The organism is Nonomuraea sp. SYSU D8015 (genome assembly GCF_008065375.1).
Taxonomy (GTDB): Bacteria; Actinomycetota; Actinomycetes; order Streptosporangiales; family Streptosporangiaceae; genus Nonomuraea.
Map to the genome: position 1 here is coordinate 257434 of NZ_VJYI01000008.1, position 19980 is coordinate 277413.

A 19980-nucleotide genomic window follows, 5' to 3' on the forward strand; every position below is an offset into this window, starting at 1 on the left:
GTTCATGGCCTCACTCCGTGAGGCGGGCTCGCTCGCCATATGCCGCCGCCTTCCCCCGTCGCTCCTTCGTCGCTCCTCCTCCAGGCGACGGCGCTCCCTCGCCGCACTCACCGTCGCGCTCCTGGCCGTGGCGGCCTGCGGCATCTCGCCCACCGACGTCCGGGACCGGGAGAACGCGCCCACCGCCAGGATCCCGCCCCCGTCCAAGACGATCTACCTGCTCAGGGACGGCAAACTCACGCTGGAGGCGGCCGACGTCGAGGACGACACCGTGGAGAGCCTGCTCGGCGCGCTCTTCGCCGCCTCCACGCAGGCGCTCGACGGCCGCGACACGGCGCTGCGCGGGTTCACGTACCTGCGGATCAAGGATTCGCTCAACCCCGTGCAGCGTGACGAGGTCCGGCTTCCGCGTACCTCGACGCTGACGGTCTACATCAGCGGCGAGGGCACGCTGAGCGATCTCGGAAAGGCGCAGATCGTCTGCACGGCCCAGCAGGACGCGGCGTACGTTCAGGTGAAGATCGTCCGTGACAATCAGAACCGCCCCTCGAAGGACGAGGGGCGGTATACCTGCGGTGACTTCCTTCGACTGATCACACAGTGATGTCCTCGAGCATCTCCGTCACCAGCGCGGCGATCGGAGAGCGCTCGGACCTCGTCAGCGTGACGTGCGCGAACAGCGGGTGGCCCTTGAGCTTCTCCACCACCGCGACCACGCCGTCATGCCTGCCGACCCGCAGATTGTCGCGCTGGGCGATGTCGTGGGTGAGCACGACCCGCGAGTTGGCGCCGATCCGGCTCAGCACGGTGAGGAGCACCCCGCGTTCGAGCGACTGGGCCTCGTCCACGATCACGAACGCGTCGTGCAGCGAGCGGCCGCGGATGTGCGTCAGCGGGAGCACCTCCAGCATGCCCCTGTCGAGCACCTCCTCGATCACCTCGGGAGTGGTGACCGCGCCGAGCGTGTCGTAGACCGCCTGCGCCCACGGGCCCATCTTCTCGCCCTCGGTGCCCGGCAGGTAGCCGAGCTCCTGGCCGCCCACGGCGTAGAGCGGACGGAAGACGACCACCTTGCGGTGCTGGCGGCGCTCCAGGACCGCCTCCAGGCCCGCGCAGAGCGCCAGCGCCGACTTGCCCGTGCCGGCCCGGCCGCCGAGCGAGACGATGCCGATCTCCGGGTCCATCAGCAGGTCGAGCGCGATGCGCTGCTCGGCGGAGCGGCCGTGCAGGCCGAACACCTCGCGGTCGCCGCGCACCAGGCGCACCGACTTGTCGGGGAGCACCCGGCCGAGCGCCGAGCCCTTGGCCGACAGCAGCCGCAGCCCGGTGTGCGTGGGCAGATCTCTGGCCTCCTCCAGGTCCGCCGTGCCGTGCTCGAAGAGCCCCTCGATGTCGTCGGTCGTCACCTGGACCTCGGCCATCCCGGTCCAGCCCGACTCGTGCACCAGCTCGGCCCGGTATTCCTCGGCCGCCAGGCCGATCGAGGCCGCCTTGACCCGCATGGGCAGGTCTTTGGACACGAGGACGACGTCGCAACCCTCCGCGGCGAGCGAGCGCGCCACGGTCAGGATGCGCGTGTCGTTGTCGCCCAGACGGAAGCCCACGGGCAGGATGGACGGATCGCTGTGATTGAGCTCAACCCTGATCGTGCCGTCCCCCGTCGGCATCGGCTCGTCGAGCCTGCCGTACTGGATCCGCAGGTCGTCGAGGTAGCGGAGAGCCTTCCTCGCGAAGTAGCCGAGTTCGGGATGGTGCCGCTTGCCTTCCAGCTCCGTGATCACCACGATCGGGAGGACCACGTCGTGCTCGGCGAAGCGGGTCATCGCCGCCGGGTCGGCCAGCAGAACCGAGGTGTCCAGCACATAGGTGCGCTTGGCCGGCTTGGTCGTAGGGTTGCTCGAGGACACTGCCACACGTTCTCCCCCGGGCGCCCATGCGATCGGGCACCCTGCAGACGAGGCGGGAATCGGACCGGACCCGCGTTCCCCGACCGCGAACTGCCGTCGGTGCCGGGTTCCGGCCCCCTCGGCAAGTGTTGGTGCAAAGGCGGGCCCTCTCCGGAGTGTTCGACCTGTGGTCGGACACTTCCAACGTTACGTCCTTGATGCCCGTTTGTCGTGCTAAGAACCGTAACGTCGGTGTCTCGCGGCGTAGTCGCGCAGCGCCCGCAGGAAGTCGACCCTGCGGAAGTCAGGCCAGTAGGCCTCGTGGAAGTAGAACTCGGAATGAGCGCTCTGCCACAACATGAAGCCGGACAAGCGCTGCTCGCCCGAGGTCCGGATGAGGAGGTCCGGGTCGGGCTGGCCGCGAGTGTAGAGATGCTCCGCGATGTGCTCGACATCGAGTACCTCGACGAGGTCCTCGATGCTCGCCCCCTTGCTCGCGTGCTCCTGGAGCAGTGAGCGCACCGCATCGGCAATCTCACGTCTTCCTCCATACCCAACTGCAACGTTCACAATCAGGCCGGGACGGTGTGATGACGCTTCTTTTGCATTCTTCAGGACATTCGCGGTGCGATCGGGGAGCAGATCGAGCGCGCCGACGGGGCTGATCCGCCAGCCTTCGGCCACGAGCTCCTGCGTGACGTCCTCGATGATGCGCAGGAGCGGCTCCAGCTCCTCCCTCGGCCGGTTGAGGTTGTCGCTGGAGAGCATCCAGACGGTGACGACTTCGACGCCGGTCTCCCGGCACCAGGTGAGCAGCTCGGATATCTTGTCCGCGCCCTTGCGGTGGCCGGTGGAGACGTCGCTGATGCCCATGGCGCGCGCCCAGCGGCGGTTGCCGTCGATGATGACCCCGACGTGCCGGGGGATGCTGTCCTTCGACAGCTTGGCCTCCAGCCGGCGCTCGTACAGCCGGTAGACCAGGTCGCGCAGGCCCACGGAGTGTCCTCCCCAGCGGTGCTGTGCCTTCGGTCAATGACCCAACACGCAATTATCACCGCCTTTCGCCCGTGCCTGCTCCCTCTATCGGATTCCTCACCAGATCTCTGCCCTGCAGACACCCTTCGGCCTCCTCGACGAGGCCCCGCACGAACGCCGCCAGTTCGGCGGACGTCAGCACCGCCCGCATGCCCACGCCCGTGGCGCCCCAGGCCTCCACGTAGGCCCTCCTGGTCAGCCGCCACCGGCCGCGCCCGCCGCGCCGCCCGGGCTCCCAGAGCGGGATCGTCCTGAGCCTGCAGCACAGTTCGCCCCCGCCCACCAGGCCGGACCTGCTGCGATAGCGGAAGGAGAACAGCTCGTCGTCCGGCTCCTCGCCGGGGAACCTGTCGTCGGGGTCGGCCCATCGTCTGGCCGCTCCACAGCCGCGGCGGGCCTCGTCGACGCCGTCCGCCAGGCGGGCGAGCAGCCAGCCGCATCGCTCGCCCACGATGCCGTACGGGGTGCCGTCACGACGCAGCTCCAGGGTGACCTCGTACGGCGTGCCCACGCTGTCCCGGCACGCGACGGGCGTGACGGTGAGATAGGATCCATCGACGCAGCGCAGTCCCCCCATTTCCCCTCCGTTTCCCGGCGAATGTGGACTAAACCCGCCGTCACGGGATCAGCAGGGCGCTGTATTACCGCAGCAGAGACCACCAGCGCGCCTTGCGGCGGGGCGGCTCGGCGGGCATCCGGCCGCGCTCGCGCAGCCAGGCGGCGAAGTCGTCGGCGTCGGTGCGATAGTTGGACGGCGGCGCGCTGCGGGAACGCGCGTAGGCGGCGAACTCGGCGGCCAGGTCGGCCCCGGCCGCGATGGCCGCGTCGGGCCGGATCCTCGCCACGATGCCGCGCCGCTTGGCGACCAGGCTCGCCGCCTGCGCCCGCATCCGCTCCCCGTCGAAGCCCTCAGGGAGGTCGCCCCCGGCCACGAGGGCGGCGACCAGCCGCGCCTGCGCCTCCGCCAGGCGCTGACGCGCCTCGGGCGGCTCCGGCCGCACGTCGGTCATCGGACCTCACCCGCCAGGGACATCGCTGCCCGGATCCTGGACAGCTCGTTCGCCAGCGCCGCGTCGCTCGGGAAGTCGTCGTCCCACTCCAGCAGCACGCCCGGCGGGGTCGCGCGGGCGCACAGCTCGGTGAGGATGTCCAGCACCGGCTGGGGCGCGGCCATGGTGTGCGTGTCGTGCCAGATGCCCGAGTGCTCGTAGCCCCCGGCGACGTGCACGTACGCGAGGTGCTCCAGCGGGAGCGCGTCGAGCGCGTCCACCGCCGACAGGCCCAGGTTGAACTGGTTGGTGTAGAGATTGGCCACGTCGATCAGCAGCCCGACGCCGGTGCTCTCCACCAGCTCGGCGAGGAACTGGCCCTCGGTCAGCTCGTCGTCGGGCCAGCCGAAGATGGCCGCGACGTTCTCCAGCGCCAGCGGGACGGGCAGCGCGTCCTGGGCCCGGCGCACGTTCTCCGTGATCACTCGCAGTGACTCGCGGGTGCGCGGGACGGGCAGCAGGTGGCCGGCCTCCAGCCCGCCGCCGCGGACGAACGCCAGGTGCTCGCTGACCAGCGGCGCGTCCAGGGCCTCGGCGCACGCGGCCAGGTGGGCGAGCCGGGCCGGCGACGGCGGCTCGGCCCCGCCGACGCCCAGCGACACGCCGTGCGGGATCACCGGCACGTCCTTGGCCCGCAGCACGCGCAAGGACTCGGGCAGGTCGCCCGGTTTGAGGTTCTCAGCGATCACCTCGACGAAGTCGACGCCGTCCATGCGCTCGATCGTCAGGTCCAGCTCCGCCCGCCAGCCGATCCCCACGCCCAGCTCGGCCATCTCAGGCCTCCGTGCTCCCGCCATGTCCCCGCTCCCCGTCATCTCGCTCCTGTGGTCCTTCTCTTGATCAGGTGTTCCGGCGCCGGCGGGTCAGCCCCCGCCCCCGCAACCGCCGCCGCAGCCTCCCCCGCCGCAGCCCGGCGAGCCGTCGCCGGTCGACTTGGCGGGTGGCGCGCCGCCGCCTCCGCCGCAGGAGGACGCGCCGCCCACGTACGCGCCCCCGCCCCGGCGGCGGCCGTGGCTCTCGGTGAGCTCCATCTGGAGGTCGGGATCCCGCAGCTCGCCGAGGCCGTAAAGCGCGACGGCGACGGGACCTTCGGCGGCGCCCAAGGGGTTGTCCCGTCTGGCCGCCTCGATGGTCTCCCGGCCTGACGGCGTCAGCCTCACCATCGCGGCGTTCCGGTGCCGGATGATCGCGACCAGCCCGCCGAGTCCCGTGAGCGCCAGCACGACCAGCGCGAGTGACGGCAGCAGGGTCACGTTCAGGACCAGCATCGTCACCGCCGCGAGGACGCCACAGGCGAACGCGGCCACCGACAGCGCCCGCAGCAGACCGCTCAGCCTGCCGGCCCTGGTGAAGGCGTCGTCCGGGTGGAGCAGCCCCAGCTCGGTGAGGCGTCGCTTGAGCGCGTCCATGGCCAGGGTCCGTGTGGTCTCGATCCTGAGCGCGACCGCGGGAAGCCCCGAACGGGAGGCGATGACGCCGAGCACCGCCTCCTCCAGGGGGTCGTGCGAGACGGCGCCCGCATGCACCTGATGCACCCGGCCCCCGCGGGACACGCGCAGATGCCCGGACTCCGCCAGCAGCGCGATCGCCGTGCCGGCGGCCCGGTCCGGGCCTCCCGCCAGGTAGGCGAGCTCGTAGTGGCCGAGCGCGCGGGGGCGGGAGGCCGGGGCGGCCGCGCGGAGGGCGGCGTGCTCGTGTTTGATCGCGGAGGCGGCGGCGTAGGAGAGCGCCGCCAGCGCCACCGAGACGATCAGCAGGATCAGCTCCATCCAGGCCTCCCCTCCGCGCAGCCGACAGGCTGGGTACCCAAATGACGTATAAAGCCCGCGTAAAGGTTCCGTCTCGGCGGATAGAGTTTCGCGTCCCTCAGCTACTGCTGCCGCAGCTGGATCCGCCGCCACCGCCGCAGCTCGAACTCGAAGAGCTGCTGCAGCTGGAGGAGGAGCCCCCGCCGCAGCTCGACGAGCCGCTGCCGAAGTCCGAGCCGCCGTAGGAGTCACCGCCGCCGAAGTCCGAGCCGCCGTAGGACTCGCCGCCCCCGCTGTAGGTCCCGCAGGCCCCCGCGCAGTCGCCGCCGGGGTCGCCGGCTGACAACTCGTCGCAGAGCATCGGGTCGCCGACGTCGGCCAGGCCGTACAGCGCGACCGGCACCCCGACCGCCATGGACAGGGAGCTCTGGTTGCGCACGCCTCGCGGGTGGTACAGGCGGGCCGACCGGAGCACCTCACGTCCCTCGCGTGTGACGACGTTCCGGAGGAGCCTGCCGTGCTTGGCGTAGCCGGCGAAGGCGGAGATGACGGCGACCAGGCCGAAGACCATCGCGCCCACCCACCCGAGGGCGATGTTCGCCTCGCCGATGACGACCAGTGCCACCAGCAGGACGAGGAAGCCCACGGCCAGGATCCCGGCGACCTGCAGCAGCTCTCTGCGCTTCCACGCCGCGGCGAACGCGTGCTGTCGCATGATCAGCCCGCGTCCTTCGAGCCCGCTCGCGAGGTCGGTCAGCGCGGGATGCGTCTGGAGCGCCCGCCGCAGCTCGGCGGCCCGGTAGCCCCCCGGCCGCGCCGCCAGCGCGGTGAGCACGGCCCGCTCGATCGGCACCGGCGAGGGCGGCGCGCCGTGGACCGGCGTGACATGGGAACCCCTCGACACACGGATGGCGCCGGCCGTCGCGAGGACGGCCAGCGCCGTGTTGATGGTCCTACGAGGACCGCCGGACAAATACGCCAGCTCGTACGAGTCCAGCCGGTGCGGCACGCCGCTCGGCGGTACCTCACTGACCTTCCTGCGCGCCTTGCCGACCGACTGCTCGATCATGCTGACGAGAAACAGCATGCCCATCCCAGCCAAAAGCAGGATGAAATCCACGAAACCCCCTTCGTGGTACGACGGTGCGCCCAGTTAAAGGCCGCGCCGCCGTACCGCACAAGAGGGATTTCTGCCTACCCCAGCCGATCGAGCAGGGCGTTGTACTCGTCCCACAGCTCCTTCGGCAGGTGGGCGCCGAACGTCTCGAAGTGGGCCGGGATCAGCGCGGCCTCCTCACGCCATACGTCGCGGTCGACCGACAGCAGCGTGCGCAGGTCCTCCTCGGACAGGTCCAGGCCCTCGGTGTCGAGCTCGGCGGGCAGCAGGCCGATCGGCGTGGGCACGGCCTTGGCCTCGCCGTTGAGCCGCTCCACGATCCACTTGAGCACGCGGCTGTTCTCGCCGTAGCCGGGCCAGATGAACTGGCCGTCGGCGTTCTTGCGGAACCAGTTGACGTAGTAGATCCGGGGGAGCACGGCGCCCTCGCGACGGCCGATCTCCAGCCAGTGGCCGAAGTAGTCGCCCATGTTGTAGCCGCAGAACGGCAGCATGGCGAACGGGTCGTGGCGCAGCTCGCCGACCTTGCCCTCGGCCGCGGCGGTCTTCTCGGAGGCGACGTTGGCTCCGAGGAAGACGCCGTGCTCCCAGCTCAGCGACTCTGTGACCAGAGGAACGGCGGTGGCGCGGCGGCCACCGAACAAGATCGCCGAGATGGGCACGCCCTTGGGGTCCTGCCACTCGGGTGCGATGGTGGGGCACTGGGACGCGGGAGTGGTGAAGCGGGCGTTCGGGTGGGCGGCCGGCTCGTCGCTGCCGGGCGTCCAGGAGCGGCCCTTCCAGTCGGTCAGGTGCGCCGGCGGCTCGTCGGTCAGGCCCTCCCACCACACGTCGCCGTCGTCGGTGAGGGCCACGTTGGTGAAGATGCTGTTGCCCCAGAGCGTCCTGATGGCGTTGGCGTTGGTCACCTGGCCGGTGCCCGGCGCGACGCCGAAGAAGCCGGCCTCCGGGTTGATCGCGTAGAGGCGGCCGTCCTCGCCGAAGCGCATCCAGGCGATGTCGTCGCCGATCGTCTCGACCTTCCAGCCCGGGATGGTGGGCTGGAGCATGGCGAGGTTGGTCTTGCCGCAGGCGCTCGGGAAGGCGGCGGCGATGTAGCGGGTCTCGCCGGAGGGCGGCGTGAGCTTGAGGATGAGCATGTGCTCGGCCAGCCAGCCCTCGTCGCGCGCCATCACGCTGGCGATGCGCAGGGCGTAGCACTTCTTGCCGAGCAGGGCGTTGCCGCCGTACCCGGAGCCGTAGGACCAGATCTCACGGGTCTCGGGGAAGTGGCTGATGTACTTGGTCGAGCTGCACGGCCACGGCACGTCCGCCTGGCCGGGCTCGAGAGGGGCGCCCACGGAGTGGACGCACTTGACGAAGTCGCCCCGCTGCTCGATCAGGCGCAGCGCCCGCTCGCCCATGCGGGTCATGATCCGCATGGAGACGGCGACGTACGCCGAGTCGGTGATCTCGACGCCGAGCTGGGAGATCTCGCCGCCCAGCGGGCCCATGCAGAACGGCACGACGTACATCGTCCGGCCGCGCATGCAGCCCTTGAACAGCCGGCCGAACGTCTGGCGCATCTCGACGGGCGGGATCCAGTTGTTCGTGGGGCCGGCGTCCTCGGCCCGCTCGGAGCAGATGAAGGTGCGGTCCTCCACCCTGGCCACGTCGCTGGGGTCGGACTTGGCGTAGAAGCTGTTGGGACGGGCGGCGAGCCGTGTGAACGTCCCCTGCTCCACGAGGAGGTTGGTCAGGCGAGTCCACTCCTCCTCCGACCCGTCGCACCACTCGATCCGGTCTGGCTGGGTCAGTGCGGCGATCTCGTTGACCCAGGCGGCCAATTCGCTATTGCTCGTCGGTGCGGGCACTTCCACGGAAACGGACACGACGGTGACTCCTCCACTCTCTCAGGGCCCAGTCATCATTAACGACGAAGTGGCCGGAAAGCCAATTGGCATAGACCTATTGGCTTGGCCGTCGTCGCAGGCAGAGGCCCTGCGGATTGGGGGAGCCTACCCATGCCGAGCGGATTTAAAAGAGATTTAACACAGAGTGGTCCAGTCCAATTAAGGTGGTCTAAACCAATTTTCGCAGTGGTTTAGTCCATTGCGCGCGCCGTTTTGGCTGCGTGGTCTCAGGAATTGACGTCGGGCCCCGTGGAGCGAACTCTGTCGACGTGCTGGAGCGCGTCGCGGAGCTCGGCCAGCCACGTGTCGGCGTTCTTGCCCACCAGGCGTACGCACCAGGCCAGCGCGTCGCTGCGGCTTCTGGCCACTCCCGCGGCCACGAGGGTGTCGAGGACCTGCCGCTCAGACTGGCGCAAACGGGTCATCACGGGCACGGAGAGTGTGGTGAACATCACAGTCTCGCCGCCGCAGACCACGCCCCAGGAGACCTTCTGCCGGAACTTGCGCTCGGCCTCCCTGGCGATCTCGATGCGCCGCTCGCGGGTCTCCTCCCTGAACCTCCTCGCCAGGCCCTCGATCAGGGCGGACCGCTCGGCCTCGGGGACGTCCTCGGGCGGGTCGGGCAGCGCGCCGAGCACCGCGATCTCCTCGCGGTCCCTGATGATCTCCGGGGCGCCGGTGAACCAGCCCTCCGGGAGGCGTCCGGTGAACCAGCCGCGGACCTGCGCTGCCATTTCGTCTGTTGTCATGTAATCAACATTACATAGTTGCACCGCAAGCGCTACCGAGGGGAAGGAAGGTGTCGCGTGAAGGAACACTGCCAGGCCCCGGTTTCCGCGCGTCGCGGCGCCCGGTCTGGGTTCCTCTCCGCGGACACTTCGGCGTGGGTCCTTCCGGAGACGGGGGTGGCTCGGTGTGGGGCCTTCTGGAGACTTCGGAGAAAGCGGCGACCGGCGCAGGGCGCTTCGGCGAAGGCGGTGGTCGAAGGCGCCGCTTGAAGAAGGCGGCCGGCTGAGGGCTAGCGGACCTTGGCCGCGGCGATCGGGCTGACCCTGACGACGCCGGCGAAGCCGCGCGTGTGCACCGGGGAGATCTTGATGACGTCTCCGGTGCGCGGGGCCTGGATCATCTTGCCGTCGCCCCAGTAGATCGCCACGTGGGAGATGTAGCCGGGGTTCGTCGGGTCGAGGCGCCAGAAGATGAGGTCGCCCGGCTGCGCCTGCGACAGGGGCACCTGCGGGCCGGTCACCCACTGCTGGTGGGTCACCCGGGGCATCCGCACGCCCGCCTGGGCGAAGGCCCACTGGACCAGCCCCGAGCAGTCGAACGTGTCGGGGCCCTCCGCTCCCCACACGTACGGCCGGCCCAGTTTGGAGGCGGCGGCCTTGAGCGCCACGGTGATCTGGTCGGCGGTCATGAACGAGCCCGCCGGCCAGTTCTGCACGACCTTCTGCTGCGGCTGCGGCAGCACCGGGTTGACCGGAGCGACCTGGGTGCCCTTGGGCAGCGCCCGGAGGATCTTCTTGCGGAGCGCCTCGGAGTCGACGTCGGGGGCGCTGACGATGAGCGCGTTGTCGTGCGGCAGCCCGAGCGTGCGCCCGACGTCCTTGGAGACGACGGCGTCCACGGCGCCGAAGCCGGTGGTGGCGTACGCGCCGATGCGCAGCGGCCCGGCCGGCCCCGCCACCTTGCGGTGCAGGGACAGCCCGCCGTCGTTGCCCAGCACGAAGGAGACCGCGACGTCGCCGGCCGCGACGTTCTGCCACAGCGCGTCGGACGAGGCGGTCACCTTGGGCGTGTAGGCGCGGAACGTGGACGGGTTGACCGCAAGCGTCTGCACCCGCTTGCCGTCGAGCGTGATCGACGCCGCGTCGGCCAGCTCGAGCGCCCGCACCCCGCGCAGCTTGGCCACCTTCTGTAACAGCTCGTTGGTGAACGGCTTGCGGGTGAGCACGAACAGATGGGGCTTGTGCAGCTTCTTCAGCGGCGCCACCGGCTCGGCCGTTTCGGCCGGCCGCTGTTGCTGCTGGTGCTGGGCCATCAGCGACGGCTTCGGCGTGGGCTGGGGGCGCGTGGCGGCGGGCCGCAGCCGCTCGCCGGACTGCACGAGCAGCAGCACGTCGGCGGTCAGCACCGCGACCAGCGCCACCACGATGAACGGCACCAGTTTGAAAGTGTCACGCCGTCTAGGCGACTTGACCAGAAAACTGAGGTCTTGTCGGATTCCGGAGCCATGCACGAATTCCGCCGGGCCAGCGTGGGCCCGGCGGTCGTTGTCCAAGGGTGTCAGTTGCCGATGTACGGCACTGCCTCCAGGATCTCGACGGTGTTCTGGCGACCGTTGGGAAGGGAGTAGGTCGCCTTCTCACCGATCTTTTTACCGTTGATCGCCGCCCCGAGGGGGGACTTGGGCGAGTAGACGTCGATCGGCGCTCCGCTCTCCTCGCGGGAGGCGAGCAGGAAGGTGACCTCGTCATCGTCGCCGACGAACCGGATGGTCACGGTCATGCCGGGGCCAACAACCCCTTCGGCCTTGGGCGCCTCGCCCACCTGGGCGTTGTCGAGGATCTGCCGGAGGTGGAAGATCCGGGCCTCCATCTTGCCCTGCTCGTCCTTGGCGGCGTGGTAGCCGCCGTTCTCGCGCAGGTCACCCTCTTCACGGGCGGCCTCGATCTTCTTGGCGATGTCGACGCGCCCGGGGCCAGAGAGATATTCGTACTCCGCCTTCAGGCGGTCGTACGCCTCCTGCGTCAGCCATGTGACGTTCTCATCGCGAGAGTCGGCCACGGGTTCTCCTTGCTTGCCTAGGGGGCCCTGAGATCACTTGAGGTTTCCAACGGTTGAATTGCGAAAGGCTAACAACTTAACCGCTCGAACGCTTCCCCAAATGTCTCACTATACGAGATTGCAGTACTGGACGTGGACGGAAGAGGCCTGACCACTGGTGTCGAGGTTTTCCTTGAGCTGCTTCGTACCCCCACCAGCCGGGATTCTTACTTCCTTGCTGCCTACTTCCGCATGATTGGCGTCCAGAGCCCTGATGCGGCAGACAGCCACCCTATCGTCTGGCTTGTAGACCTCAAAGGTGATCTCGGCCCGTGTCGGGCTCTCGACGCTGAACGTCACCACCTGCGCCGGCGCCTCCGAGCCGCCGGCCGTCATCGACCACATCACGTAGCCCCAGCCACCGGCGATGATGGCCACCAGCACGCCGATCACCACGTGGACGACGAGCCTGCCGCCACGCCGCGGACGATCGGGCAAGTCATCGGGTGTGCCGAGAACGGGTCCGTTCTCGACATCTCTGGTGACCATGGCGGAATCTCCCTGCACTCCCTCGGCGTTATCCGAGACAATTGTCGCCCGCGGGGGTCCCGGTACAAGACCTGACCCTCACGACCGCCCGCAGACAAACTAAGTGACCCGCCCGACTGAGGAGACATCGAGCCCGTGAGTGCACCGCTGAGGCTGATGGCCGTCCACGCCCACCCCGACGACGAGTCGAGCAAGGGCGCCGCGACGATGGCGCGTTACGTGCGCGAAGGCGTGGAAGTGCTGGTGTGTACCCTCACGGGCGGTGAACGCGGCTCCGTGCTCAACCCCAAGATGGACAGGCCTGAGATCGTCGCCAACATCGCCGAGGTCCGCCGGGCGGAGATGGCGCGGGCCCGCGAGATCCTCGGCGTCGAGCAGCGTTTCATGGGCTTCGTCGACTCCGGGCTGCCGGAGAACGAGGACGAGGAGCTGCCGGAGGGTTGCTTCGCCCTGCAGAAGCTGGAGGACGCCTCCCGGCCGCTGGTGGCCGCGGTGCGCGAGTTCCGGCCGCACGTGATCATCACGTACGACGACGACGGCGGGTACCCGCACCCCGACCACATCATGACCAACCGGGTGTCCGTCGAGGCGTTCGAGGCGGCCGGCGACCCCGACCGCTACCCGGGCACCGGCGACCCGTGGCAGCCGTTGAAGCTCTACTACCAGATGGGGTTCACCAAGGAGCGGTTCGAGGCGCTGCACGAGGCCATGACCGAGCGAGGGCTCGGCTCCCCGTACGCCGACTGGATCTCCCGCTGGGAGGACCGCCCGGCCAAGTGGCCGGTCACCACGCGGGTGCCCTGCGGCGAGTACTTCCACATCCGGGACGAGGCGTTGAAGGCGCACGCCACCCAGGTCGACCCCGACAGCTGGTGGTTCGTCTGCCCGCGGGAGCTGCAGCAGGAGATCTGGCCGACGGAGGACTACCACCTGGCGCGCTCGCTGGTGGACACCGAGCTCCCCGAGGACGACCTGTTCGCCGGCATCCACGCCGAGGACGTCTCCCCCGCCTGCCACTGACGGGACCACGCGAACCCGGTGGCAAACTGGAGGTGTGACCCTTCTAGCAGCTGGTGATGTGAGCCCGGGACTGCTCGGCTTCGTCGTCGTGGCCCTCTTGGGGCTGGCCCTCTACTTGTTGATCAAGTCGATGAACAAGCAGATGTCGAAGATCCAGGTGCCGCACGAGGGCGACGCGGACGACAAGAAGGCCGAGTAGATGGCGATCGAGATCGTCGACAACTCGACGGAGAGCCGTTTCGAGGTGCTCGTGGACGGCAAGGTCGCCGGGTTCGCCGACTACCGCCTGCTGCCCACCAAGATCGTATTCACGCACACCGAGGTGCTGCCCGACTACGAGGGGCAGGGGCTGGCGAGCAAGCTGGTCCGGCACGCGCTCCAGGCGAGTGCCGACACCGGGCTGCGCGTCGTGCCCGTCTGTCCCTACGTCGCGAAATACATCGAACGCCACCCGGAGTTCCAGGAGCTGGTCAACTCCACCGAGGAGTGATCACTCGGGAGCTGGCGACCAGGCGCGCTCCAGCGCCTTCGGCAGCCCCCACCAGCCCAAGGGCGTGAGCACCTCGTCCTCGTCCACGATGCCGAGACAGCTCCACAGCGCCACCACGGACGCGAACAACCCCTCGGTGGCGTCCAGGTCGTCCTGGTCCTGGTCGTCGATCTCGATGTCCTCCGACTCGGCGATGAGCCGCGCCATCCGCTCCGGCGAGGCCAGCACCCCGGGGCCCATCCTGGCCAGCGCCGCCACGGCGGCCAGCCAATCGGCGTGCTGGATCGCGCACAGGTTGGCCAGCGCCGCGTCCTCCTCGCTCAGCTCTCTCTCGAGGTCGGCGAACTCCTCCAGCACGTCGCCGTTCTCCGTCAGGTCGGAGATCGGCCCCGCGATGCCCGCCGCCACCGCAAGCCACAGCTCCTCGTCGTCGTCCGGCATCGGCCGGTCGTCGAACCCGGCGCAGGCCCGCAGCACGCTGGCGGGGTAGCCGGGCAGCGCGAGCAGCGCCCGCAGGCGCGCCGCGGCCGCCTCCAGCTCGGCGGCGGGCAGCGCGGGCTGCTTCGGCAGCTCGGCGACGATGCGCCGCAGCTCCGACAGCGCGAACGCCTCCTCCTCGTCCCACGCCGCGAACAGCTCCTCGTCCTGCTCCTCGTTGACCGCCTGGCCGGGGATCCGGCCGTCGGGGAGCGGGGTGGCGAGCCAGCGCTCCTGGAGCTCCTCGTACGCATGGCGCGCCTCAGGGTCGCCGCCCGCCAGCGCGTCGGGGTCGATCTCCCCGGATCGCACGCGTTCCTCGAGGTAGGCGACCAGTCGGGCGAACATCTCCGCGGCCACCGGCCCGCGCTCGTCCTCCTCCGGCCAGACGAAGTAGCCGGGGGTCATGAGGATCGGCTCCGTGCCGGTGGACTCGACCCAGCGCTGCACGTCGCCGACCGTGGCCACGCCCGCCTCGATGGAGCGGAGCGTCGCCTTGGCCGACTCCCAGAACGCGAGCGAGAGCGGGTTGCCCGCCGCCATCATGGCGCGCCGCAGGTCGGGCAGGGCCACCAGCGCCACGCCCGAGGGCACGTCGAGCAGCGCCCTGGCCACGTCCCTGCGCGTGAGGGCGGTCGCCGGTCGCCCGGCGTGGGCGCAGACGAACTGCATATCCACGTTCCGTAACCTACGCCGTCCCACCCCGCCAAGTCAGCCGGAGGCCCGGTAGATCACCCCCGAACGCGTCCCGCCGTCCCCTTGGACCGCGGCGCACGCGCACCCGTCGCGTGAGATGGGGGCGGAGCACGTCGACGGGCCGTGGGGCGGGACCGGCCGGCGGATGTGCCGTGTGGTCCGGGCACCTGGCTGGAGGGCGAGGCCGGCGGGCGGTTTAGGGTGGATCGAGGAGGTCGTGATGAACCGGTTGAAAGACGCCACCAGCCCCTACCTGCTCCAACACGCGGACAATCCCGTGGACTGGCACCCGTGGGGCGAGGAGGCGTTCGCGGAGGCCCGGCGCCGCGACGTGCCGCTGCTCATCAGCGTGGGTTACTCGGCGTGCCACTGGTGTCACGTCATGGCGCATGAGAGCTTCGAGGATCCCGACACCGCTCGCCTCATGAACGAGCACTTCGTCAACATCAAGGTCGACCGCGAGGAGCGGCCCGACGTGGACGCCGTCTACATGGGCGCCACACAGGCCATGACGAACCAGGGCGGCTGGCCGATGACGGTGTTCGCGACGCCGGAGGGCCACCCGTTCTACTGCGGCACCTACTTCCCGCGCCCTCACTTCCAACGGCTGCTCACCGAGGTCCACAACGTGTGGAGGGGCGACAGGGAGTCGGTGCTGAAGCAGGGCGCGAAGGTGGTCGAGGCGCTCAACGCGCACACCATGCTGCCCAGCGGACCCCTGCCGAGCGAGGAGACGCTGGCCCTGGCCATGCGGAACCTGCGGGAGTCCTTCGATCCGGTGAACGGCGGGTTCGGCGGAGCGCCGAAGTTCCCGCCGTCCATGGTGCTGGAGTTCCTGCTGCGCTCGGGCGAGCGCGAGATGAGCGGCAAGACGCTCGAGGCGATGGCCCGCGGCGGCATGTACGACCAGATCGGCGGCGGGTTCGCGCGCTACAGCGTGGACGCGGAATGGGTCGTGCCGCATTTCGAGAAGATGTTGTACGACAACGCGCTCCTGCTGCGGGTCTACACCCACTGGTGGAAGGCGGGCGGCGGCGAACTGGCGCGCCGGGTGGCGCTGGAGACGGCCGACTGGATGCTGCGCGAGTTGCGCACCGCGGAAGGCGGGTTCGCCTCGGCGCTGGACGCCGACAGCGAGGGCGTGGAGGGCAAGTTCTACGTCTGGACGCCCGAGCAGCTGCAGGAGGTGCTCGGCGCGGACGACGGGCGCTGGGCGGCCGGCCTCTTCGAGGTCACCGGCACGTTCGAGCACGGCACGTCCGTGCTGCAGCTCCTGCGCGACCCCGAGGACGCCGAACGCTACGCGAGCGTCCGGGAGCGGCTGCTCGGGGCCCGGGAGCGGCGCGTACGTCCCGGGCGCGACGACAAGGTCGTGGCCTCGTGGAACGGCCTGGCCATCGCCGCTCTGGCGGAGACCGGCGTGGTCTTCGAGCGGCCCGACCTCGTGGCGGCGGCCACTGACGCGGCGGAGCTGCTCGCCGGGACGCATCTGGTGGACGGCAGGCTGCTGCGTACGTCGCGGGACGGCCGGGCGGGCGCGAACGCCGGCGTGCTCGACGACTACGCGAACCTGGCCGAAGGGCTGATCTCGCTCTACGGCGTCACCGGCGAGGCCCGGTGGCTGCGGCTGGCGGGCTCGCTGCTGGACGTCGTGCTCGACCGCTTCGCCAACGGGGCGGGTGGGTTCTACGACACGGCGGACGACGCCGAGCGGCTGTTCCAGCGGCCGCAGGACCCCACCGACAACGCCACCCCGTCCGGCCAGTACGCGGCCGCGGGCGCCCTGCTCTCCTACGGAGCGCTGACCGGCTCGGCCAGGCACCGTGAGGCCGCCCACGCCGCGCTCGGCACCGTGTCCGTGCTGGCCAGGGGGCATGCCAGGTTCGCCGGCTGGGGGCTCGCCGTGGCGCGGGCGGCGCTGGACGGGCCGGTCGAGGTGGCCGTCGTCGGGCCGCCCGACGACCCGCGCACGGCGGCGCTGCACCGGGCGGCGCTGCTGGCGGACGTGCCCGGGCTGGTGGTCGCGCTCGGCTCCGGCGACGCCGCGACCCGGGGGATCTCGGGCGATCCGCTCGTTCCCGGTGACGGGGTGTTCCCGGCGCTGCTCGAAGGCCGCGGCACGGTCGGCGACGCGCCGGCGGCGTACGTGTGCAGGGGCTTCACCTGCCGGATGCCGGTCACGACGGTCGACGCGCTCCGAGCCGAGCTGACAACACCCTGACGGCCATGGGCCGCCCACGACGGGCCGCGCCCGTGACGGGCCATCGCATGGCGCGCTCCCAGGGACACCGTCGCTCGCAGGCGCGGCTCCCCAAGGCCCTGCCTCCCTCCGGGCGACGCGCCTCCCTCGAGCACGCATTTCCCCGTGAGGACGGGCCTACCGCGGCGGGCAGGCTCCGGGCGGACAAAGCTCCGTGGGGCAGTTCTTGCTTCCAAGGGCGCGCCTGCCCCGGAAGGATGGACAGCCCAGGGCGGGGCTCACCGCCGGGCTCTCTGAGAGGCGGTGGGCCGGTCGGGTGGGTCAGCCCGTGGGGGATCGGCGGCCGGTGTCGGTGTCGCCGTTGGTGTCGGGATCCGTGGACGGCGGGGCCGGCTCCTGGGTGACCGGTGGGCCCGTCTCCTGGGGCTGGCCGTCGTTCCGGGGGTTGTCGTTCGGCGAGTCCGTCACCGGCGGATCCGTGAGAGGCGGCTGGGTGGACTCAGGCTGGGGCGTGTTGTCCCATTCGTCAGGGTTCGCCGGCGGGGTGTACTCCTGCTGCGGCACGTCCCGGTCCGGCGCCGAGTAGTCCGGCGAGTAGCCGTAGCCGTAGTCGGACGGCTTCGGGAACTCCTCGACCGGCTTGCCGGCCATCGCCTCCGTCATGAACGCCCGCCAGATCTGCGCCGGCAGCGACCCGCCGAACTGCGTGCCGTACCCCGGGATCCGCACGGTCTTGTTGTCGTCGCGGAACATGTCGACCGCCACCGCCAGCTGCGGCGTGAACCCGTTGAACCACACCGACTTCGACAGGTCCGTGGTGCCCGTCTTGCCGGCCACGGGGCGGTCGTAGAGCCGGGCGGCGGTGCCGGTGCCGTACTTCACGACCTGCTGCATCGCGTACGTGGTGTCCGCGGCGGCCTGCTCGCTGACCACCCGCGTCGAGGCCGGCTTGATGACGTCCTTGCGCCCCGCGGCGTCCGTGACCGACTTGATCACGTGGGCCTCCATGTGGACGCCCTTGTTGGCGAACGTGGAGAAGCCGGAGGCGTTCTGGACGGCGCTGACGGAGGACACGCCGAGCGGGAACGAGGCGGCGGTCTGCTGGGTGAGCTGGTCGGCGGGGATGCCCGCGGCCTCGGCGGTCTTGGCCACCTTGTCCAGCCCGACCTTCTGCCCGAGGTCGACGAACGCGGTGTTCACGGAGTACTGCGTGGCCCGCACCAGGTCGATCGGCCCGTACGAGCGCCCGCTGTCGTTGGGTATGGCCTCCGGCGCGGACGCCACCCGCAGCGGCGAGTTGCCGTTGACCCTGGTGGACAGGTCGAAGCCGTTGTCGAGCGCGGCGGCCAACGTGTACGGCTTGAACGTCGAGCCGGCCATCACCTTGGCTGAGAAGGCGTTGTCGTACTCGTAGCGGTCGGGATCGCCGCCGTAGAACGCGACGACCTCGCCGGTGGCGGGGTCGACGGCGGCCAGCCCGGTGCGGACCTTCTTCGGCGTGTCGTCGGGCAGCACGTCCTTGACCGCCCGCGCGGCCGCCGCCATGAGCTTCTTGTCGAACGTGGTGACGACCTTGAGCCCGCCGCCGTTGATGTCCTCGTCGGTGTAGCCGCGCCGGTTGAGCTCGGCGGTCACCTGCTCGACCATGTAGTGGGCCTGGCCCTTGAGCTCGAACGGCCTCTTCGGCGCCGCCAGCTGCGGAAACTTTTCGGCGGCCACCTGCTCGGGGGTCAGCGCGCCCGTCTGCCCCATCGCGTTGATGACCCACTGCCAGCGCTGCTCGGCCGCGGCCAGGTCGGCGCCCTTGGGGTCGGCGAAGCGGCTGGGCTGCTGGATCACCGCGGCGAGGTAGGCGCCCTCGGACACGGTGAGCTCGCCGACGTCCTTGCCGAAGTAGGCGCGGGCGGCCGACTGGATGCCGTTGGCGCCGCGGCCGAAGTAGATCGTGTTGAGGTACTGCTCCAGCACCCAGTCCTTCGACTTGGACTGGTCGACCTTCATCGCTATGAGGATCTCTTTGAACTTGCGGGTGACGGAGCGCTCCTGGCTGAGACCGCTGTAGTAGTTGCGGACCAGCTGCTGGGTGATCGTCGAGCCGCCCTGGAGCTGCTGCCCGGAGACGGTGGACCAGACGGCCCGCATGGTGCCCTTGAGAGAGACGCCGGCGTCATCGTAGAACGAGCGGTTTTCCGCCGCTATGACCGCCTGGCGCACGTGCATGGGCACCTTGGCCAGCTCGACCACCTTCCGGTCGACGCCCTTGCGCGCCAGCACGGATTTGCCGTCGCGGTAATAGATCACTGAGCCCTGCGCGGTGGCCTGCTTCTGGGTGGTGTCGGGAATGGGGGTCATGGCCCACGCGACTGCGAAAAGGCCGACCAGCACGAGGATTCCTGCGCCGAAGGCAATGAGCAGAAGTCGGAGAATCCGCCGCTTTCTCATCCCTTTTCCACCGCCGCTTCGCACCCTCGACCCCCCTCGTCAAACGTCGTCCAACCCCGCGAGCTGGGCAAATGCCAAGGGTAAAGGATCGACCATGGTGCCTCGTCCCTTAGCGATACTACGGCGCTCGCCTCTCACGGCGCGGTACATCGGCGACCAGCGGCAGCACCCGATAGGGAACGGGAGTGTCGAGCGCGATGATCGAATTAGTTCTGAGCACGCCCTGAACATCGACCATCTGATCAATGACGCGCTGCAGATCGGCATTCGTCCGGGCCACCACTCGACAAAGAAGATCGCTGTCGCCCGTGATCGTGTGCACCTCCAGCACCTCCGGGATGCGCGCCAGCTGGTGCGCCACCGGGTCGTGCCCGGCGACCTGCCTGATCTCCATGCTGACGAACGCGGTGACGTCGTAGCCGAGCGCGGCGGGCGACACGTCGGGCCCGAACCCGGTGATCACTCCCCTGGCGACCAGCCGGTCGAGCCTGGCCTGGACGGTGCCGCGGGCCACGCCGAGCCGGCGCGAGCATTCCAGCACGCCCAGGCGCGGCTCCGCGGTCAGCAGGGAGATCAGCCGGGCGTCGAGATCGTCGATCGTCATGCTGTACAG

Annotated in this window: 20 protein-coding genes; 5 read left to right on the top strand and 15 right to left on the bottom strand. The window is 70.0% G+C overall.

What is annotated here, in order from left to right:
• The first annotated feature begins 4 nt into the window (after window positions 1-4).
• On the top strand, window positions 5-604 hold the full coding sequence (locus ID574_RS31295; protein ID WP_188192579.1) for a hypothetical protein: 600 nt from the start codon (window positions 5-7) through the stop codon (window positions 602-604).
• On the opposite strand, the gene ID574_RS31300 is transcribed toward ID574_RS31295, so the two are convergent.
• The 12 genes from ID574_RS31300 to ID574_RS31355 all read right to left on the bottom strand — a co-directional run bounded on the left by ID574_RS31300 (window position 594) and on the right by ID574_RS31355 (window position 12042).
• On the bottom strand, window positions 594-1913 hold the full coding sequence (locus ID574_RS31300) for an RNA 5'-3' helicase PhoH2 (protein WP_262496073.1): 1320 nt from the start codon (window positions 1911-1913) through the stop codon (window positions 594-596). The two genes, ID574_RS31295 and ID574_RS31300, sit on opposite strands and share 11 nt — an antisense overlap.
• A 207-nt stretch (window positions 1914-2120) precedes the next feature.
• Window positions 2121-2882 carry an isoprenyl transferase gene (locus ID574_RS31305; RefSeq protein WP_188192580.1) on the bottom strand — a complete coding sequence of 254 codons (762 nt, stop codon included), beginning with the start codon at window positions 2880-2882 and terminating at the stop codon, window positions 2121-2123.
• A 55-nt stretch (window positions 2883-2937) separates the two neighbouring features.
• Complete coding sequence (locus ID574_RS31310; protein WP_188192581.1) at window positions 2938-3498, bottom strand: hypothetical protein; 561 nt, start codon at window positions 3496-3498, stop codon at window positions 2938-2940.
• Between the two features lie 64 nt (window positions 3499-3562).
• Complete coding sequence (locus ID574_RS31315) at window positions 3563-3931, bottom strand: SCO6045 C-terminal-like domain-containing protein (protein WP_188192582.1); 369 nt, start codon at window positions 3929-3931, stop codon at window positions 3563-3565.
• Window positions 3928-4743: an MbnB/TglH/ChrH family RiPP precursor modification enzyme gene (locus ID574_RS31320; protein WP_188192583.1), complete on the bottom strand. Its 816-nt coding sequence runs from the start codon at window positions 4741-4743 to the stop codon at window positions 3928-3930. The genes ID574_RS31315 and ID574_RS31320 overlap by 4 nt, the downstream gene beginning before the upstream one ends.
• A 90-nt stretch (window positions 4744-4833) precedes the next feature.
• Complete coding sequence (locus ID574_RS31325) at window positions 4834-5739, bottom strand: TIGR04222 domain-containing membrane protein (RefSeq protein WP_188192584.1); 906 nt, start codon at window positions 5737-5739, stop codon at window positions 4834-4836.
• Window positions 5740-5836: 97 nt separating this feature from the next.
• On the bottom strand, window positions 5837-6838 hold the full coding sequence (locus tag ID574_RS31330; RefSeq protein WP_188192585.1) for a TIGR04222 domain-containing membrane protein: 1002 nt from the start codon (window positions 6836-6838) through the stop codon (window positions 5837-5839).
• 74 nt (window positions 6839-6912) lie between these two features.
• Complete coding sequence (locus ID574_RS31335) at window positions 6913-8706, bottom strand: phosphoenolpyruvate carboxykinase (GTP) (protein WP_188192586.1); 1794 nt, start codon at window positions 8704-8706, stop codon at window positions 6913-6915.
• Between the two features lie 248 nt (window positions 8707-8954).
• On the bottom strand, window positions 8955-9476 hold the full coding sequence (locus ID574_RS31340) for a hypothetical protein (protein WP_188192587.1): 522 nt from the start codon (window positions 9474-9476) through the stop codon (window positions 8955-8957).
• A gap of 269 nt (window positions 9477-9745) precedes the next feature.
• Window positions 9746-10891: a C40 family peptidase gene (locus ID574_RS31345; RefSeq protein WP_223167252.1), complete on the bottom strand. Its 1146-nt coding sequence runs from the start codon at window positions 10889-10891 to the stop codon at window positions 9746-9748.
• Between the two features lie 122 nt (window positions 10892-11013).
• Window positions 11014-11514: a transcription elongation factor GreA gene (greA, locus tag ID574_RS31350; RefSeq protein ID WP_043628806.1), complete on the bottom strand. Its 501-nt coding sequence runs from the start codon at window positions 11512-11514 to the stop codon at window positions 11014-11016.
• Window positions 11515-11622: 108 nt separating this feature from the next.
• Window positions 11623-12042, bottom strand: a complete 420-nt coding sequence (locus ID574_RS31355) for a DUF4307 domain-containing protein (RefSeq protein WP_188192588.1) — start codon at window positions 12040-12042, stop codon at window positions 11623-11625.
• 135 nt (window positions 12043-12177) lie between these two features.
• On the opposite strand from ID574_RS31355, the gene mca reads away from it, so the two are divergent.
• The 3 genes from mca to ID574_RS31370 are packed head-to-tail and all read left to right on the top strand — an operon-like array spanning window position 12178 to window position 13552.
• A complete protein-coding gene (gene mca, locus ID574_RS31360) occupies window positions 12178-13062 on the top strand; it encodes a mycothiol conjugate amidase Mca (protein WP_188192589.1) in 885 nt (294 codons plus the stop codon).
• A 34-nt stretch (window positions 13063-13096) separates the two neighbouring features.
• Window positions 13097-13261, top strand: a complete 165-nt coding sequence (locus tag ID574_RS31365) for a hypothetical protein (RefSeq protein WP_188192590.1) — start codon at window positions 13097-13099, stop codon at window positions 13259-13261.
• The gene (locus ID574_RS31370; protein WP_188192591.1) at window positions 13262-13552 is read left to right on the top strand and encodes a GNAT family N-acetyltransferase; all 291 of its coding nucleotides are present in this window, start codon (window positions 13262-13264) and stop codon (window positions 13550-13552) included.
• On the opposite strand, the gene ID574_RS31375 is transcribed toward ID574_RS31370, so the two are convergent.
• Entirely contained in the window at window positions 13553-14701 is a 1149-nt protein-coding gene (locus ID574_RS31375) for a hypothetical protein (RefSeq protein WP_188192742.1), read from the bottom strand. It abuts the gene before it with no gap.
• 244 nt (window positions 14702-14945) lie between these two features.
• On the opposite strand from ID574_RS31375, the gene ID574_RS31380 reads away from it, so the two are divergent.
• Window positions 14946-16946: a thioredoxin domain-containing protein gene (locus ID574_RS31380; protein WP_188192592.1), complete on the top strand. Its 2001-nt coding sequence runs from the start codon at window positions 14946-14948 to the stop codon at window positions 16944-16946.
• Window positions 16947-17246: 300 nt separating this feature from the next.
• On the opposite strand, the gene ID574_RS31385 is transcribed toward ID574_RS31380, so the two are convergent.
• Window positions 17247-19310: a transglycosylase domain-containing protein gene (locus ID574_RS31385; RefSeq protein ID WP_223167253.1), complete on the bottom strand. Its 2064-nt coding sequence runs from the start codon at window positions 19308-19310 to the stop codon at window positions 17247-17249.
• Window positions 19311-19485: 175 nt separating this feature from the next.
• The gene (locus ID574_RS31390; protein ID WP_188192593.1) at window positions 19486-19971 is read right to left on the bottom strand and encodes an Lrp/AsnC family transcriptional regulator; all 486 of its coding nucleotides are present in this window, start codon (window positions 19969-19971) and stop codon (window positions 19486-19488) included.
• Window positions 19972-19980: the final 9 nt, after the last annotated feature.